The sequence below is a fragment of the Gordonia jacobaea genome, from assembly GCF_001186365.1.
Classification (GTDB): domain Bacteria; phylum Actinomycetota; class Actinomycetes; order Mycobacteriales; family Mycobacteriaceae; genus Gordonia; species Gordonia jacobaea.
In genome coordinates this window covers 37773-53988 of the sequence record NZ_LDTZ01000015.1, presented here as the reverse complement: position 1 = coordinate 53988, position 16216 = coordinate 37773, and the positions used below count along the sequence as shown (strand labels likewise).

The 16216-nt window shown below is 64.3% G+C and carries 13 protein-coding genes; 7 read left to right on the top strand and 6 right to left on the bottom strand.

Annotated elements, in window-relative coordinates; translation table 11 throughout:
* Positions 1-40: 40 nt before the first annotated feature.
* Positions 41-1654 carry an amidohydrolase gene (locus ABW18_RS06205; RefSeq protein ID WP_049698153.1) on the bottom strand — a complete coding sequence of 538 codons (1614 nt, stop codon included), beginning with the start codon at positions 1652-1654 and terminating at the stop codon, positions 41-43.
* Between the two features lie 54 nt (positions 1655-1708).
* Positions 1709-3208: an APC family permease gene (locus ABW18_RS06200; protein WP_049698152.1), complete on the bottom strand. Its 1500-nt coding sequence runs from the start codon at positions 3206-3208 to the stop codon at positions 1709-1711.
* A gap of 154 nt (positions 3209-3362) precedes the next feature.
* Between ABW18_RS06200 and ABW18_RS06195 the strand changes: the two genes are divergently transcribed.
* Positions 3363-4463 carry an isocitrate/isopropylmalate dehydrogenase family protein gene (locus ABW18_RS06195; protein ID WP_049698151.1) on the top strand — a complete coding sequence of 367 codons (1101 nt, stop codon included), beginning with the start codon at positions 3363-3365 and terminating at the stop codon, positions 4461-4463.
* Here ABW18_RS06195 and ABW18_RS06190 read toward each other — a convergent pair whose 3' ends face one another.
* Complete coding sequence (locus ABW18_RS06190) at positions 4464-5735, bottom strand: lipase family protein (protein WP_053117407.1); 1272 nt, start codon at positions 5733-5735, stop codon at positions 4464-4466. It abuts the gene before it with no gap.
* A gap of 319 nt (positions 5736-6054) precedes the next feature.
* On the opposite strand from ABW18_RS06190, the gene ABW18_RS06185 reads away from it, so the two are divergent.
* From ABW18_RS06185 to ABW18_RS06175, 3 genes are read left to right on the top strand one after another with little or no spacing between them, the layout of a single operon-like run.
* Entirely contained in the window at positions 6055-6990 is a 936-nt protein-coding gene (locus ABW18_RS06185) for an ABC transporter substrate-binding protein (RefSeq protein ID WP_197494437.1), read from the top strand.
* Positions 6991-6993: 3 nt separating this feature from the next.
* Positions 6994-7956 (top strand): amino acid ABC transporter permease, encoded by a 963-nt coding sequence (locus ABW18_RS06180; protein WP_049698149.1) that lies wholly within the window; start codon positions 6994-6996, stop codon positions 7954-7956.
* Positions 7953-8738, top strand: coding sequence for an amino acid ABC transporter ATP-binding protein (locus ABW18_RS06175; RefSeq protein ID WP_276525305.1), 786 nt, complete (start codon positions 7953-7955; stop codon positions 8736-8738). The genes ABW18_RS06180 and ABW18_RS06175 overlap by 4 nt, the downstream gene beginning before the upstream one ends.
* 30 nt (positions 8739-8768) lie before the next feature.
* On the opposite strand, the gene ABW18_RS06170 is transcribed toward ABW18_RS06175, so the two are convergent.
* Both ABW18_RS06170 and ABW18_RS06165 read right to left on the bottom strand, forming a co-directional pair.
* Complete coding sequence (locus ABW18_RS06170; protein ID WP_200903232.1) at positions 8769-9599, bottom strand: class I SAM-dependent methyltransferase; 831 nt, start codon at positions 9597-9599, stop codon at positions 8769-8771.
* Between the two features lie 70 nt (positions 9600-9669).
* On the bottom strand, positions 9670-10272 hold the full coding sequence (locus ABW18_RS06165; protein ID WP_049698147.1) for a 2'-5' RNA ligase family protein: 603 nt from the start codon (positions 10270-10272) through the stop codon (positions 9670-9672).
* A gap of 290 nt (positions 10273-10562) precedes the next feature.
* On the opposite strand from ABW18_RS06165, the gene rpsA reads away from it, so the two are divergent.
* Positions 10563-12032 carry a 30S ribosomal protein S1 gene (rpsA, locus tag ABW18_RS06160; protein WP_049698146.1) on the top strand — a complete coding sequence of 490 codons (1470 nt, stop codon included), beginning with the start codon at positions 10563-10565 and terminating at the stop codon, positions 12030-12032.
* 156 nt (positions 12033-12188) lie between these two features.
* Entirely contained in the window at positions 12189-13382 is a 1194-nt protein-coding gene (gene coaE, locus ABW18_RS06155; RefSeq protein WP_049698145.1) for a dephospho-CoA kinase, read from the top strand.
* A 5-nt stretch (positions 13383-13387) separates the two neighbouring features.
* Here coaE and ABW18_RS06150 read toward each other — a convergent pair whose 3' ends face one another.
* Positions 13388-13909 carry a ribonuclease FAU-1 family protein gene (locus ABW18_RS06150; protein ID WP_049698552.1) on the bottom strand — a complete coding sequence of 174 codons (522 nt, stop codon included), beginning with the start codon at positions 13907-13909 and terminating at the stop codon, positions 13388-13390.
* A gap of 79 nt (positions 13910-13988) precedes the next feature.
* Here ABW18_RS06150 and uvrB point away from each other — a divergent pair, with 79 nt between their 5' ends.
* On the top strand, positions 13989-16151 hold the full coding sequence (gene uvrB, locus ABW18_RS06145; protein ID WP_049698144.1) for an excinuclease ABC subunit UvrB: 2163 nt from the start codon (positions 13989-13991) through the stop codon (positions 16149-16151).
* The last annotated feature ends 65 nt before the right edge of the window (positions 16152-16216 follow it).

Below are 16216 nucleotides of genomic sequence, written 5' to 3'. Positions count from 1 at the left end.
GTATGCCTGATGTTCGCCGCAGCCTCGACGCTCTGGCGGTTCAGGCGTCCACGTGGTCGGCGCGATGCACCACATCGCCTCCGACCATGGTCAGCACGATCGGGGCGTCGGCGAGCTCGTCGGGCGGGCACCGGAGCGGATCGACGGCGAACGCGGTGAGATCGGCGCGGTGGCCGACCGCGATGGCTCCGGCGTCGCGGGCGCCCTGTGCGCGAGCGGCGTGGCTGGTGTAGCCCTCGAGCGCCATGCGAGCGGTGAGTGCCTGTCCGGGAAGGATCGGCGCATCGTCGACATGTCCCGCACGGCGTCGGAGTTGGGCGTCGGCCATGATCGACCGGGCGTCGAAGGGGGCGATCGGCCAGTCCGAGCCCAACGCGAGGATCGCCCCCGCGTCACGGATGTCGCGTGTGCGGAATGCGCGGTCGGCGCGTTCGGTGCCGAGTCTTTCCGACCAGTTGTCGGAGTGATCGGCGCGCGTGTAATGGGTGCAGTGGGTCGGCTGCATGCTCGCCACCACCCCCTGCTGCGCGAAGCGGTCGACGAGGTCGTCGGGGAGCGTCTCGATGTGTTCAATCCGATGCCGTGCGCCCGACGGGAGTTCTGGTAGGTCAGCGAGACTGTCGAGGGCGTAGCGGATTCCGGCGTCGCCGATCGCATGAGTCACCGTGGGGACGCCCCGCTTGGCCAAGTAGCGGAGCGCGTGTCGGTACTCCGCTGGGTTCGGCCACAGCGGTGCGGTTGATTCGCCGTGAGAGTCGGGAGTATCGAGCCATGCGGTACCTCCGTCGATGGTTCCGTCGACCATGAACTTGACGCCGTCGACGCGCCACCGCCTGCCACCGCGACGCTGCAGCTCGACGATGTGGTCGAGTTGCTCGTTATCGGTGCCGGGCATGCAGAAGGGAGCGAAACGGAGCCGCATGGGAAGTTCGATGTCGGCTTCGAGTGCGGTGACGAGCTCGCCGCTGTCGCCCTCGAAGTCCATGGCGTTCGCTGACGTCAGTCCGGCCGCAGCCATGGAGCCGAGCAGATCGGTGAGGCGTTGTCGGCGTTGCTGCGCCGACTCGAGCGGTACGACCGCGGAGACGACGCTGACCGCCTCCAGTTCCAGCAGGTGACCCGTGGGAATGCCGTCCTGGCAGACGATTTCGGCGTTGCCGCTGAATGCCCGTGGGCCGTCGACGCCCGCGATGCGCAGTGCCGCCGGGGTGGCGAGTGCTGAATGACCGTCGAAGAGGTAGAGCAGGGCGGGCAGGTCGGGTCCCAACGCCGTCACCACCACGTCGGACGTGACTGGTCGGCCACCGAACGCGTTGGGATCGAGGCCCCAACCCCGCACCCAGCCGTCGACGACGCGGGCGGTCCGCAGAGTCTCGACGAGTTGATCGAGGTTGTCGACGCCCGAGAGGTCGACGCCTGCCGAGATGTCCAGTCCGAGAACAGGATGGATGTGCCCGTCGATGAGGCCGGGGGTGAGGGTCGCGCTACCCAGGTCGACGATCTGAGTCGACGCAGAGATGTAGGTGGCCAGCGAATCCGCGTCACCGAGAGCGCAGATCCGCCCGTCGGAGATGGCGACAGCGCTGTGGCCTTGTTCCTCTGTGAGCGTGTGGATGGTCTCGGCGAGGATCACGGTGTCGGCTCGGTGTGTCATGGTCGTCCCTGGTTTCGGAGGTAGTGGTCGGCTTGTGGATTCGGCGTTGGAGATTCAGCGTTCGGTGGCGGCGTGCGGGTCGTCGTAGAGGCCACCGATGCGGGCATACACGCGAGGTACCCGTGCGCGGAAGTAGAGTGCCGCAACGATTCCGAGGAGGAACACCACCCCGACGCTGCCGACGAGTGCCGTGTTCGCCGCGGTTCCCATGTTGGTCAGCAACTTGATGTTCGCCACGAGTACCAGCAATGCGAGGGTGAGGAGGATCGTGCTGAGCACACCCGCGATCATTCCTATCCGCTCGGCCCGGACGTAGCGCTTGCGTACGAAGTATGCGACCACGGCCAGCGATGTGATCACCTGCAGCGCAATGATTCCCACGATTCCCGGGGTGTTGAGGACCAGGAGGAGTTGATAGTAGGGATCTGCACCGGCCAGGCCGAACGCTGCGATGACGACGGCGGCGAGGATGGTCTGCAGATTGCCTGCGCGAGAAGGGGATTTGTACACGGGATGGGTGCGGTCGAGGATGCGTGGCAGTGCGCCGTCGCGTGCGAGTGCGTACGTGTAGCGGTTGATGGCGTTGTGAAACGCGATCTGCGAAGCCAGTGCGCTCGTGACGATGAGCAGCGACATCACGTCGGTCGCCCAGGTGCCCACGTACGTCGTCATCGCGGTGAAGAAGAGGTCGGCGACGTCGTCACCCGCGGCCTGCTGCACCTGAGCCGCGCCGAATGCCTGGACGATCGCCCAGACGATGAAGCAGTAGAAGACGGCCATGAATCCGACTGCCCAGTACGTGGCGCGGGGGATGGAGCGGTCGGGGTCGCGAGCCTCGGAGCGATAGAGGGCCGTCGACTCGAATCCCATGAACGCCGCGAATGCGAAGGCCAGTACACCTGCCATTCCGGGAGCGAAGATCGCGTTGGGAGTGAAGGTGGAGAACTCGATACCGTGGGCGCCGCCCTGGACGACGATCGCGACGGCGAGCACCAGCAGGATGCCGGTTTCGAGGGCGAGCAGAAGTCCGAGGAATCGTGCGCCGACGTCGATTCCCCGACGTCCGACGAACCACACGATCGCGATCGCGACGAGCGCGAGGACTGGCCAGGGGATGTCGACGCCGAGCACCCGCGAGATGGCGTCGTGCGTCTGAACGGCGAGGAGTCCGTACACGCCGATCTGGAGTGCGTTGTACGAGACGACTGCGAGGAAGCCCGACGCGAGTCCCGTGACCCGTCCGAGGCCAAGCGTGATGTAGGAGTAGAAAGCGCCTTTGCCGCCGGTTGCCCTGGTCATCGCCATGAACGCCACCGCGAACACGGCGAAGCTGATTCCGGCGGCGAGATAGGCGACCGGCGCACCGACGCCGCCGATGGCGAGAGCCAATGGCGCGACCCCAGCCATCACGGTCAGCGGGGCCGCTGCCGCGATCACCATGAACGCGATCGACGGCGCACCGAGCGCGTCCTGTTTGAGGTCGACTCCCGCGGGTGGTGGCGAATCGACAGCGGCAGGTGGGGTGACGAGTCGGGATGGATCTGCAGTGCTCATGAGGAGCCTTTCGAGAGCGACGCCCTACGTGAGCGTCGTCGAAGAGAATGGCGGCTGGCCTGCGGCGTTGAAAGCCAAACCGAATGATATTCGGTTTCTAGCTATGCTGAGGTGGCTCGCCGGAGTTGTCAAGCGTTCTGGCAATATTTGCGAAATGAGCAGGGAGACTCGACTATCGATCGGTGTACTCGACGGCGACGGGATCGGGCCGGAGATCGTGCCGGTGGCCGTCGGCGCGGCGAGTGCTGCAGGCGCGCAAGAAGGCGTCGAATTCGATTGGGTCCCTTTGCCTCTCGGTCGTGGCGCCATAGCTGAGCACGGCACGCCGACGCCGCAATCGACGCTCGCGGGTCTCGACGAACTCGACGTGTGGATTCTCGGCCCGCACGACTCTGCCGGCTATCCCGAGCAGTTCCGCGGCACCCTGACCCCTGGCGCGATGATCCGTAAGCGATTCGGGCTGTATGCGAATATCCGGCCGTGTCGGGCGTATCGCGGCGTAGCCGCAACCGCACCTGACATCGACGTGGTGATCGCGAGGGAGAACTCCGAGGGGCTCTACGCCGACCGGAACATGGCCGTCGGCAGTGGCGAGTTCATGCCGACACCAGATCTTGCGCTCGCCGTCGGAGTGATCACCCGAGAGGCGAGTCGTCGAATCGCTCGAGAGGCATTCCGGCTCGCCAGGCAACGCTCACGGCATGTCACCATCGTGCACAAGGCGAACGTCCTGCGACTCACGACAGGACTCTTCCGCGACGCGTGTCGCGAAGTGGCGGTGGACTTTCCCGACGTCGACGTCGACGAGCAGCATGTCGACGCAATGGCGGCACTGCTGGTCCGCAGGCCGGCGGACTTCGACGTGCTCGTCACCGAGAACCTCTTCGGCGACATCCTCTCCGATCTCGCCGGTGAGTTGGCGGGATCGCTGGGCATGGCCGGTTCGGTGAACTGCTCGTCGACCAAGGCCATGGCGCAAGCCAGCCACGGTGCGGCGCCCGACATCGCCGGACGCGGAATCGCCGATCCTGTCGGCATTCTCGCCTCGACGGCGATGATGCTCCGATGGTGGGGCGATCAGCGAGCCGACGCTGCGCTGACGGCCTGCGCTGCGAGAATCGACGACGCCATCGACGTCACTCTGGCGGCCGGCATCCGCACGGCCGATCTCGGCGGTACCGCGACCACGACAGAGTTCGGTGCCGCGGTCGTCGAAGCGATCGACCGCGGCACCGAATCAGCTACTGGAGCCTGATCAGCTGATGGGTCCCAGCGTGTTGCCGGTGGGAATTCCCGAGCAATAGGTTGCGGGGCGCCCGGCGAACCGGTCGGCCAGGAACTTCTCCGCGTCGGGTGCCCAGGGCAGGAACGCATCGAAGTGACTGAGCTTGGGATAGGTCTTGTACTGCGTCGGTACTCCTTCGCGGCAGTACTTCGTCGCCAATCCCTGCACGTCGCCGTCGATCATGATCCCGTCGCCGGTTCCGTCGACGTTGCCGACACCGAGGAACATCGGATTCCTCGGCTTGCCGACCCAACCCATGATGTTCTGGTTGAAGGCTTGCGGGATCCCGGGGACGGTCAACAGTCCCGGATACTGCGGTAGCAGCAATTGTGTGTCGGTCAGTCCTGGATATTTGGTCGCGAAGTTGATCAGGCACTGCCCCTGGGTCTCCGCGAGTGTTTGGGTGCCCTTGGGGGACAGGTACTGGCCGATGTTGAGGTCGAAGGTCGCGTTGTAGACGTTCATGAGCGCGGGTATCACGCCGGCCCACTGCTTGCTGCCGTTGACATAGGGCAGGTTGTGCGACGGCTGGACCAGGACTCCACCCGCGGCCGCGCCGACGATACGGAGTTCGGGAGCGTAGGTCGGGGCGAGGTCGGCACCGAAGCCGGTGGGCACCGATCCGCCCGAGTAGCCGAAGAGTCCGACCGGCGTCGACGAGGGCAGGCGTAGGTGTCGCTCAGCGGTACGAATGCTGTCGAGAGCGGTTTGTGCGGATTCGCGTCCCATCGTCCAACGCATCTTCAGGCCCTCGTAGTCGGGGACTACGACGGTGTATCCCTGGGCGAGAAATGAACCGATGATGATGTCGTCGAATTCCGGTCCGCGGCCAGTGTTGCCGCCGCGGAGGGCGTATGAGGGATCGCATTGGGACCCGAGCGCGTCATAGGGGGAGTGATACGAGATCAGCTTTCGCGGCCCGGATGTCGGCGGTTCGATGATGGAGGTGACCGCTGCCGTCGGCTTGCCGAACTGATCGGTTGTGCGGAACAGGATCTGCGTCGCAACTGCCGGAAACCGCTTGTCGCCGTACGAAAGCTGGACGACGCGGGTCTTCAGCGGTGCGCCGGGGGCGACGTGAGTGAGATCGCGTTGAGTCCCGTAGAAGGGATCTTGCGACGGCGGCTTCAACGGACTCGCGGAAGCTGTGCCGGGGACGAGGAAACCGGTGAGCGTCGCAGCCAACAGGGCCGCCACAAATCCAGACAAAGCGACCCAGAATGGCCGAGGAAGGCGTTTCACGGTCGGAATGGTAATGCGATTAATGATTCGCCGCAACATTTAACGTGTATCCATCAATTCACGCTTTTTCGACAATGTTCGCGTGGAGAAGTTTATTGATCGGACACGTTGTGTTCATGCCCGACCGTGCGACTCGGGCCGGTCTGACCTAAGCGCCCGGCAGTACCGGTACTCGGATGCGTCCTCGAGCCGAGCGCAGTTAATCCTGCGTAACTACCGGGTGGATTCAACGCTGAGCCAGTAAGTTACTTCGAAGTGCCGACGGTGTGTCGGTGTGTGGTCTCGAGGCGCCCACAGGGGTGCCGGGGGAAGGATTTCGATGCGACTTCAGCGATCGACACGTGCGCGATCATGGCGATTCGGTGGCCTGTTCGCCGCACTGGTGGCAGTGCTGGCTTTGGTACTCGCCGGATGTACGAACAACGAGTCCGACGAGGGGTCGGCCGGCGGCGCGGCCAGCTCGTCGAAGGCCGTCGAGGCGACCAAGGTCGATTCCATCGCCGCGCTTGTGCCTGAACCGATTCGGCAGTCAGGCCAGCTCATCGTCGGTGTCAACGTTCCCTATTCCCCCAACGAGTTCAAGGATCCCTCCGGCAAGATCGTCGGATACGACGTGGATCTGATGAACGCGGTCGCCGCAGTGCTCGGTCTCAAGCCGGAGTACAAGGAAGCCGACTTCGACAAGATCATCCCGGCAATCCAGCAGGGCACCTACAACGTGGGCATGTCGTCGTTCACCGACAGCAAGGAGCGCGAGCAGCAGGTCGACTTCGTCACCTACTACAACGCCGGTGTGCAGTGGGCGCAGCAGGCGGGCGGCAACATTGACCCGAACAACGCCTGCGGCAAGCGAGTCGCGGTGCAGTCGACCACCGTCGAGGACACCGACGAGGTTCCTGCCAAGAGCAAGGCGTGCACCGACGCGGGTAAGCCTGCCATCGAGAAGGTCAAGTTCGACAGCCAGGACGAAGCGACCAACGCTCTCGTGCTCGGCAAGGTGGATGCGATGTCGGCGGATTCGCCCGTGACCGCCTACGCGATCAAGCGCTCGGACGGCAAGCTCGAGGCCGCAGGCGGAGTATTCGACTCGGCACCCTACGGCTACCCGGTGCAGAAGGGGTCGTCGTTGACCCAGGCGCTGCAGCAGGCTGTTCAGCACCTCATCGACAACGGTCAGTACAAGCAGATCGCCGAGAACTGGGGCGTCGAAGCAGGCGCGATCCAGAAATCTGTGATCAACGGCGCGGTCAGCTGATCCGTGTCGACGCCGTCTGACGGCCGAGTCGGGGTCGACTCCGCGAAAGCGGAGCCGACCCCGATCAAGGCCGTACCGCTCAAACATCCCGGTCAGTGGATCGCCGCGGCGATCGTGCTCATCCTTGTCGCCCTGTTCGTCTACGGCGCGGCCACCAACAAGGCTTACGCGTGGGACACCTACGCCAAGTACCTGTTCGACACCCGCATCATGTCGGGTGTCGGGTACACACTCGCGCTGACGGTCCTGTCGATGGTGATCGCGATCGTGCTGGGCGTCGTGTTGGCGATCATGCGACTGTCGCCGAATCCGGTACTCCGTTCGACGTCGTGGGTCTATCTATGGGTGTTCCGCGGTACGCCGGTGTACGTCCAGCTCGTGTTCTGGGGTCTGTTCCCCTCGATCTACAAGCGCATCGACCTCGGTATACCGTTCACAGTTCAGTTCGCGCACTTCGACATCCAGTCGCTGAATGCTGCTTTTCTGTTCGCGGTCATCGGCCTGGCCCTCAACGAGGCCGCCTACATGGCGGAGATCGTGCGTGCGGGTGTGTCGTCGGTGGGAGAGGGGCAGACCGAGGCGTCGGTGGCGCTGGGTATGACGTGGTCGCAGACCATGCGCAGAACGGTGCTCCCGCAGGCGATGCGCGTGATCATCCCGCCGACGGGCAACGAAGTCATCAGCATGCTCAAGACCACGAGCCTCGTGGCGGCGGTGCCGTTCAGCCTCGAACTGTACGGTCGTGCTCGTGACATCTCGGGCGTGATCTTCCAGCCGATCCCGCTGCTGATGGTCGCGTCGACCTGGTACCTCGTGGTCACGAGCATCCTGATGGTCGGGCAGTACTACCTGGAGCGGTACTACGCGAGGGGTGCGAGTCGCGAGTTGACCAACAAGCAGCGCAAGGCGCAAAGCACGTTAACGCAATCGAAAGGTGCGCCACACGGGGGAGGTGGTCAGGTATGACGGCTTTAGAAGTAGCTTCAGCGACACCGATGGTGCTGGCCGACCGGGTGTGTAAGAGCTTCGGTACGACGCAGGTGCTCAAAGGCATTTCGTTGGAGGTCGAGCGCGGCGAGGTCCTGTGCATCATCGGTCCGTCGGGCTCTGGCAAGTCGACATTCCTGCGTTGCGTCAACCATCTCGAGGAGGTCAACGCGGGACGGCTGTACGTCGACGGCGATCTCATCGGCTATCGCGAACGCGGTGGCAAGCTCTACGAGATGAGTCCGAAGGACGCGGCCAAGCAGCGTCGTGACATCGGCATGGTGTTCCAGCACTTCAACCTGTTCCCTCACCGGACGGTAATCGAGAACGTGATCGAGGCGCCGACTCAGGTCAAACGAAAGAACAAGGCCGAGGCCACTTCTCGCGCCGAATACCTGCTGGAGCGCGTCGGACTCGCCGACAAGGCGCAGTCGTATCCGTCGCAACTCTCCGGCGGACAGCAGCAGCGCGTCGCCATCGCCAGAGCACTGGCCATGGAGCCGAAACTGATGCTCTTCGACGAGCCGACGTCGGCGCTTGATCCCGAACTGGTCGGTGACGTGCTGGGCGTCATGCGCGAACTCGCAGCAAGTGGAATGACCATGCTCGTGGTCACCCACGAGATGGGTTTCGCCCGCGAGGTGGCAGACCAACTGGTGTTCATGGACGGTGGCGTCGTCGTCGAACAGGGCGATCCACGAGAGGTGCTGGCCAATCCGCAGCACGAGCGGACCAAGACCTTTCTGTCGAAGCTGTTGTGATCGATTCCGCTGTCGTGAATTCTGCTGGGATCAGCGGGGTTTAACGCAGCAGAACACCGCGGTGCCCGGAAAGTACTGTCCCCGAAGCGGACTCCACTGACCCCACTCGTTCTCGAGGTCGTCCGGCCATTCCGGCTCGACGATGTCGTCGAGGATCAGTCCGGCAGCGCGGATGTCGCGGACTCGATCGCCGATGGTGCGGTGATGCTCTACGTAGGTCACCGTGCCGTCGGCGTCGACCTCGGAATAGGGCGTTCTGCTGAAGTACGGCATGGTGACGGTCAGCCCCGCAGGGCCTGGATCGTCGGGAAACATCCAGCGCATGGGGTGATTCACCGAGAAGACCCAGCGGCCGCCCGGCCGCAGGACACGTGCGGACTCGGCCATCACCCGGGCGGGTTCGGCGACGAAAGGCACTGCGCCAAACGACGAGAACGCGATGTCGAAGCTCTCGTCGGCAAAGGGCAGCGACTCCGCGGTCGCCTGAACGAGCGGTACGGGCGGTTCGTCGAATCGCTTCATGGTGGCGAGCCCGTGCGCGAGCATCTTCTGCGACAGATCGAGTCCGACGGCGCGGGCACCTCGGGCGACGAGCCACCGTGAACACGGCGCGGAACCGCACCCGATCTCGAGAATGTCGCGGCCGGCGACGTCGCCGAGCAGGTGAACGTCGGCCTCTCGCAATCGTTCTGGTCCCCACACGAACTCGCCGCCACGCGTGTCGGAGCCGAGGAAACCGCCGTGTTCGCGGTGATAGTCCTGCGCCTCTGCATCCCACCAGGCGCGGCTCGCGGCATCGCTCGTCGACGAATCGATACGGCCGAGCAGTCGCGGCGCGTGGGGAGTCTCGTCGTCGCCGATCACCTGACTGAGTTTAGAGATGGCGGAGCCATCGGCGTTCAAGCCGGCGCAGCCATCGACCGGCCGGGAGTCATGAGGCCGAACCCGAACCGTCGGGATACTCATCGAAGACGACATCTGTTCGACTGTCGCCGTCCCAGCGTCGGATCGCGGTGATGGTCGCGCGAATGCCTCCATCTTCGGTAGCACCGGCGCGAATGCCGCGAGGGGGCAGATCGAGCGCGGCCACGACGTCGGCGAGGACGTCGGAGTGCACACGGCGTGCCATCGTGACGTGTGGGGTCCAGGAGCCCGGGAGTGAGTGGGAGAAGACGCCCGGCTCGTCGTCGGCGGTGAACGCATGTCCGGACAGCGCCTCGACCAGCTGCAGGTGGGCGGTCAGCAAGCGGGCGGTCGGCACCACCAGCAGTGCGACGACGAGGCGGTCGCCACGGCCGAAGATCAATGGCGCGCCGATGGTCACCGGGATCGGAAGTGCTGCGGTGCACTGGCGTACTGCCCGGTCGGCGGCCGGGTCGATCCGTCGAGTCGCGGCGGCCGTGACGTGCGGGCGGTTGGTGGGCGAGGGGTTCGTGCCTGCGTTGGGCAGGTGAGACGCCGCGAGGGCTTCCCAGAACATGCGCAGGCGAACCTCTGACTCGTCGTCGAAGAGGAATTCCACCGAATGCGCCAACGTTGCACCCCTCGCCTGTCGTGGTGTCCCGGCCCGTGTCATTTGCACGGTGGCGGGATGCGCTCAGAAGTGGTATTTGCCCAGCACAACGCCGCTAGAGTAAGGTAGACAAAGCGCGTGGAGGCATCTTTCGCGCAGTTCAGCTTGTCGTCACCTGGACGTCACCCTCGTGTGATGACCTGGGAGGACGCAGCTCGGTGGCACTGTGATCGAGCCGCGCGTCGCCTGACATCGCTGTTCAAACAATGTGAACTGTACCTACTACATACCTGTCCGGAGCAACTCAACATATGTCGTCCCCCACGATCACCTCGCCGCAAGTAGCCGTCAACGATATCGGCTCGGCTGAGGACTTCCTCGCAGCCATCGACTCCACGATCAAGTACTTCAACGATGGCGACATCGTCGAAGGGACCATCGTCAAGGTCGATCGTGACGAGGTTCTGCTCGACATCGGTTACAAGACCGAAGGCGTGATCCCTTCTCGCGAACTGTCGATCAAGCACGACGTCGACCCCTCTGAGGTCGTCAACGTCGGTGACGAGGTCGAGGCCCTGGTTCTCACCAAGGAGGACAAAGAAGGCCGCCTCATCCTGTCCAAGAAGCGCGCGCAGTACGAGCGTGCCTGGGGCACCATCGAGGAGCTCAAGGAAAAGGACGAGGCCGTCAAGGGCACCGTCATCGAGGTCGTCAAGGGCGGCCTGATCCTGGACATCGGCCTGCGCGGCTTCCTCCCGGCATCGCTTGTGGAGATGCGTCGTGTGCGCGATCTGCAGCCGTACATCGGCAAGGAGATCGAAGCCAAGATCATCGAGCTCGACAAGAACCGCAACAACGTGGTGCTGTCGCGTCGTGCATGGCTCGAGCAGACCCAGTCCGAGGTCCGCAGCGAGTTCCTGCACCAGCTCCAGAAGGGCCAGGTCCGTAAGGGCGTCGTGTCCTCGATCGTCAACTTCGGTGCGTTCGTCGATCTCGGCGGCGTCGACGGTCTGGTCCACGTTTCCGAGCTCTCCTGGAAGCACATCGATCATCCGTCCGAGGTCGTCACCGTTGGTGACGAGGTCACCGTCGAGGTTCTCGACGTCGATCTCGACCGCGAGCGTGTGTCGTTGTCGCTCAAGGCAACTCAGGAAGACCCGTGGCGTCAGTTCGCCCGCACCCACGCGATCGGTCAGATCGTGCCGGGCAAGGTCACCAAGCTGGTTCCGTTCGGTGCGTTCGTCCGCGTCGACGACGGCATCGAGGGCCTCGTCCACATCTCCGAGCTGGCCGAGCGCCACGTCGAGGTCCCGGACCAGGTTGTCGCCGTCGGCGACGACGCGATGGTCAAGGTCATCGACATCGACCTCGAGCGTCGTCGTATCTCGCTGAGCCTCAAGCAGGCCAACGAGGACTACACCGAGGAGTTCGACCCCTCGAAGTACGGCATGGCCGACAGCTACGACGAGCAGGGCAACTACATTTTCCCCGAGGGCTTCGACGCCGAGACCAACGAATGGCTCGACGGTTACGAGAAGCAGCGTGAAGAGTGGGAGAACCGCTACGCCGAGGCCGAGCGTCGCCACAAGATGCACACCGCGCAGATCGAGAAGTTCGCTGCTGCCGCAGCCGAGGCCGAGAAGGCCCCGCAGGACTACTCGTCGGCATCGTCGGAGAGCCGCAGCGCTTCGTCGAGCAGCGCTCCCGCATCGTCGGGCGGCTCGCTTGCCAGCGACGAGCAGCTCGCCGCACTGCGCGAGAAGCTGTCGGGCAACGCCTGATAGTTGCGTCTCGCACGTAAACGCCAAGAGCGCCTTCCGGATTCGTCCGGAAGGCGCTCTTGTCTTTGTGTGTGTGAGATTCGCGCTGCGCTCCCGGCCCGCTGAGATCGCCGGTCGGATCACCCGATCGGCCGGCCGTTTGCCACACTGGACCTCGTGATCCGTGTAGGGCTCTCCGGCGGCATCGGAGCCGGCAAATCGACCGTGGCCAAGACCTTCGTGGAGCGGGGTGGATATCACATCGACGCCGACAAGATCGCCCGCGAGGTCGTCGAACCCGGAACGCCCGGCCTGACGCAGTTGGTCGAGGCTTTCGGCGACGACATCCTGGCCGCTGACGGGACGCTTGATCGGCCAGCACTGGCAGCCAAGGCGTTCGTCGATGACGAGAGTCGACAGAAGCTGAACTCGATCACGCACCCGCTGGTCGGTGCGCGTACGCAGGAACTGCTCGCCGAGGCGCCGTCGAATGCCATTGTGGTGCAGGATATCCCGCTGCTCGTCGAGGGCAACATGGCTCCGTTCTTCCATCTCGTCGTGATCGTGGGGGCAGACGAGGAGCTGCGCGTCCAACGGTTGACCGAGTTGCGCGGCATGCCCGAGGACGACGCACGCGCCCGAATCCGCGCCCAGGCCACCGACGAACAGCGACGGGCCGTCGCCGACGTCTGGCTCGACAACTCGGGCACACCAGACGATCTCGCGGACGCTGCCGCACAACTCTGGGACGAGCGGTTGGTGCCATACGAGGAGAATGTGCGCTCCCGGACGATCGTCCCCGGCCCGTTGGCACTGGCCGATCCCGAGCCGGCATGGGCGGCCATAGGTGCGCGACTGGTCAATCGACTGTGGGCGATCGTCGGCGACAAAGCGTCGGCGATCGATCACATCGGGTCGACGGCGGTGCCGGGGCTGATCGCGAAGCCGACGATTGACATCCAGATCACCGTCGCCGACCTCGACGTCGCGGATGCTCTGGCCGACGTGCTGGCCGACGGCGGGTTCCCGCGTAATCCAGAGACCACGAGCGACCGGCCGAAGCCGGATCCGGAGACCGGCTCGGTCGATGACGGCCTCTGGGGCAAGAGGTTCCACGGTTCGGCCGATCCCGGGCGGTCGGTCAATGTGCATGTGCGGGCGCAGGGATCACCGGGCGGTCGGTTCGCCGTCGAGTTCCGCGATTGGTTGAGGTCAGACGCCGCAGCACGTGACGAGTATGCCGAGATCAAGCTGGCCGCAATGGCCGCTGCAGACGGCGACCGCGACGCGTACGTCGCGGCGAAGGAACCCTGGTTCGATCGGGCATATGCGCGAGTCGCCGCCTGGCGTGCCGGTCGTCGGGAGACGTAGCGACGTCAGTCGTCGAGCCACGACACGCGGCCGCCGCTCGCGGTGTCGAGCCACTTCTGGATGTCGTGGTCATGTTCGGCCGCACCCACCAGTGCCCGCCGTGCGATGTGGACGGCCTCCTCGCACTCGGCGGTCGACAACAGGCTCGCTGCGTGTGCGTCGAACAATTCGTCGACGTCGATGAGTTCGAGTGGGCGACCGGGAACATCGACGAGGTCGAGGTACCAGTCCGCGGCGTGCCAGCGGCCATCGTCGTCGGGACCGTGGAAGCGTCCTATGTCGAGGTAGAGGCGCTGCCCAGTCCGATGCCCATCGACGAAGTGGAAGATGTTCGCGCGAAGTCCGAGTGCGGGAAGCAGCCAGGACTCGAGGTGACTGAATCTGGGGTGATCGGCAGTGCGCGACATGTAGAGACCGAACGCTGTCTCCTCGTATCGGTCCACCGGTCGGACGAACCCCTTGTTGTCCGTATTGGTCATTGCAGGAACGTCGAAGATCTCCCGCTTCGGCGGGTGCAGATCGGACATCGTCACACCTTAACCGCAGGTCACGGGGTGTGCGTGAATCCGGAACAGATTTGTCATAGGTCGCGTTTACCCTGGCACTATGGCTTTTGCTACCGAACACCCGATTCTCGCGCACTCCGAGCACCGTCCCGTCGGTGCCGTCGAACGTACCGAGGGTCGGTTCGAGGTGGTCAGCGAGTATGAGCCCGCAGGTGACCAGCCCAAAGCCATCGACGACCTCGAACGTCGTATCGGGGCGGGGGAGCGCGACATCGTCCTACTCGGCGCCACCGGCACCGGTAAATCCGCGACCACCGCGTGGTTGATCGAGCGGGTCCAGCGCCCGACGCTCGTGATGGCACCGAACAAGACACTTGCTGCGCAGCTCGCCAACGAACTTCGAGAAATGTTGCCGCACAACGCTGTCGAGTACTTCGTCTCGTACTACGACTACTACCAACCCGAGGCGTACATCGCCCAGACCGACACGTACATCGAAAAGGACTCGTCGATCAACGACGACGTCGAACGCCTGCGGCACTCCGCGACGTCGAGTCTGCTGTCACGACGCGACGTTGTGGTCGTGGCATCGGTGTCGTGCATCTACGGCCTCGGCACGCCGCAGTCCTACCTCGACCGTTCGGTCGAGGTGGAGGTCGGCGACGAGATCGACCGCGACGCACTGCTTCGGTTGCTGGTCGACGTGCAGTACACACGTAACGACATGTCGTTTACCCGCGGAAGCTTCCGTGTCCGCGGCGACACCGTCGAGATCATCCCGTCGTACGAAGAGTTGGCGGTGCGGATCGAGTTCTTCGGTGACGAGGTCGAGGCGCTCTACTACCTGCACCCACTGACCGGTGATGTGGTCAGACAGGTCGACACGCTGCGCATCTTCCCCGCGACGCACTATGTCGCGGGACCTGAGCGCATGGAGAAGGCGATGACGAGCATCGAGGAAGAGCTCGAGGCGCGCCTCGCCGACCTCGAGGGCAAGGGCAAACTCCTCGAGGCGCAGCGCCTGCGCATGCGCACCAGCTACGACCTCGAAATGATGAGGCAGGTCGGGTTCTGCTCGGGCATCGAGAACTACTCGCGCCACATCGACGGCAGACCGGCGGGCAGCGCCCCCGCAACGCTGATCGACTATTTCCCCGACGACTTCCTCCTCGTGATCGACGAGTCGCATGTGACGGTCCCGCAGATCGGCGGCATGTACGAGGGCGACATGTCGCGCAAGCGCAATCTGGTCGACTTCGGGTTCCGGCTACCCTCCGCGGTCGACAACCGTCCGCTTACCTGGGACGAGTTCGTCGGTCGTATCGGGCAGACGGTCTATTTGTCCGCGACGCCGGGCGCGTACGAACTCGGCCAGTCCAACGGAGAGTTCGTCGAGCAGGTGATCCGCCCGACCGGGCTGGTCGATCCGCAGATCGTGGTGAAGCCGACCAAGGGGCAGATCGACGACCTGGTTCACGAGATCCGTGATCGCACAGAGCGCGACGAACGCGTGCTGGTGACGACATTGACCAAGAAGATGGCAGAAGATCTCACCGACTACCTTCTCGAACTCGGTATCCGTGTGCGCTACCTGCATTCCGAGGTCGACACGCTACGAAGGGTCGAGTTGCTGCGGCAGCTCCGATCGGGTGAATACGACGTGCTGGTCGGTATCAACCTGCTGCGCGAGGGACTCGACCTTCCCGAGGTGTCGCTCGTCGCGATCCTCGACGCCGACAAGGAGGGATTCCTGCGGTCGACGACATCGCTGATCCAGACTGTCGGGCGTGCTGCCCGTAACGTCTCGGGTGAGGTGCACATGTACGCCGACACGGTTACCGAGTCGATGCGCAACGCGATCGAAGAGACCGAGCGTCGTCGTGAGAAGCAGGTGGCCTACAACAAAGAACACGGCATCGACCCGAAACCACTGCGCAAGAAGATCGCCGACATCCTCGATCAGGTGTACCGCGAAGCGGAGGATTCGGCAGTCGACGTCGGTGGCTCCGGCCGCAACGCCAGCCGTGGACGGCGAGCGCAGGGAGAAGTCTCGAAGGCGAAGGGCGGCTCCGCGGGGGTCGTCGAGAAGCGAGATGTGGGATCGATGCCACGAGCCGAGCTCGCCGATCTCGTCGCGCAACTCACGGAGCAGATGATGAGCGCGGCTCGCGATCTGCAGTTCGAACTCGCCGGAAGGCTGCGCGACGAGATCGCAGATCTGAAGAAAGAGCTGCGCGGCATGGATGCCGCCGGAATCAAGTAGTTGGCACTCCCCATTGGGACGTTCGTCCCACTCGGGTGCGCGGTGTAGCGATCGCCGTGATCATC

Coding starts and splice junctions, on each gene's coding strand:
- ABW18_RS06195 (WP_049698151.1), top strand. CDS start 3,363: ATGAGCAGGGAGACTCGACTATCGATCGGTGTACTCGACGGCGACGGG.
- ABW18_RS06185 (WP_197494437.1), top strand. CDS start 6,055: ATGCGACTTCAGCGATCGACACGTGCGCGATCATGGCGATTCGGTGGC.
- uvrB (WP_049698144.1), top strand. CDS start 13,989: ATGGCTTTTGCTACCGAACACCCGATTCTCGCGCACTCCGAGCACCGT.
- rpsA (WP_049698146.1), top strand. CDS start 10,563: ATGTCGTCCCCCACGATCACCTCGCCGCAAGTAGCCGTCAACGATATC.
- ABW18_RS06200 (WP_049698152.1), bottom strand. CDS start 3,208: ATGAGCACTGCAGATCCATCCCGACTCGTCACCCCACCTGCCGCTGTC.
- ABW18_RS06175 (WP_276525305.1), top strand. CDS start 7,953: ATGACGGCTTTAGAAGTAGCTTCAGCGACACCGATGGTGCTGGCCGAC.
- ABW18_RS06150 (WP_049698552.1), bottom strand. CDS start 13,909: ATGTCCGATCTGCACCCGCCGAAGCGGGAGATCTTCGACGTTCCTGCA.
- ABW18_RS06205 (WP_049698153.1), bottom strand. CDS start 1,654: ATGACACACCGAGCCGACACCGTGATCCTCGCCGAGACCATCCACACG.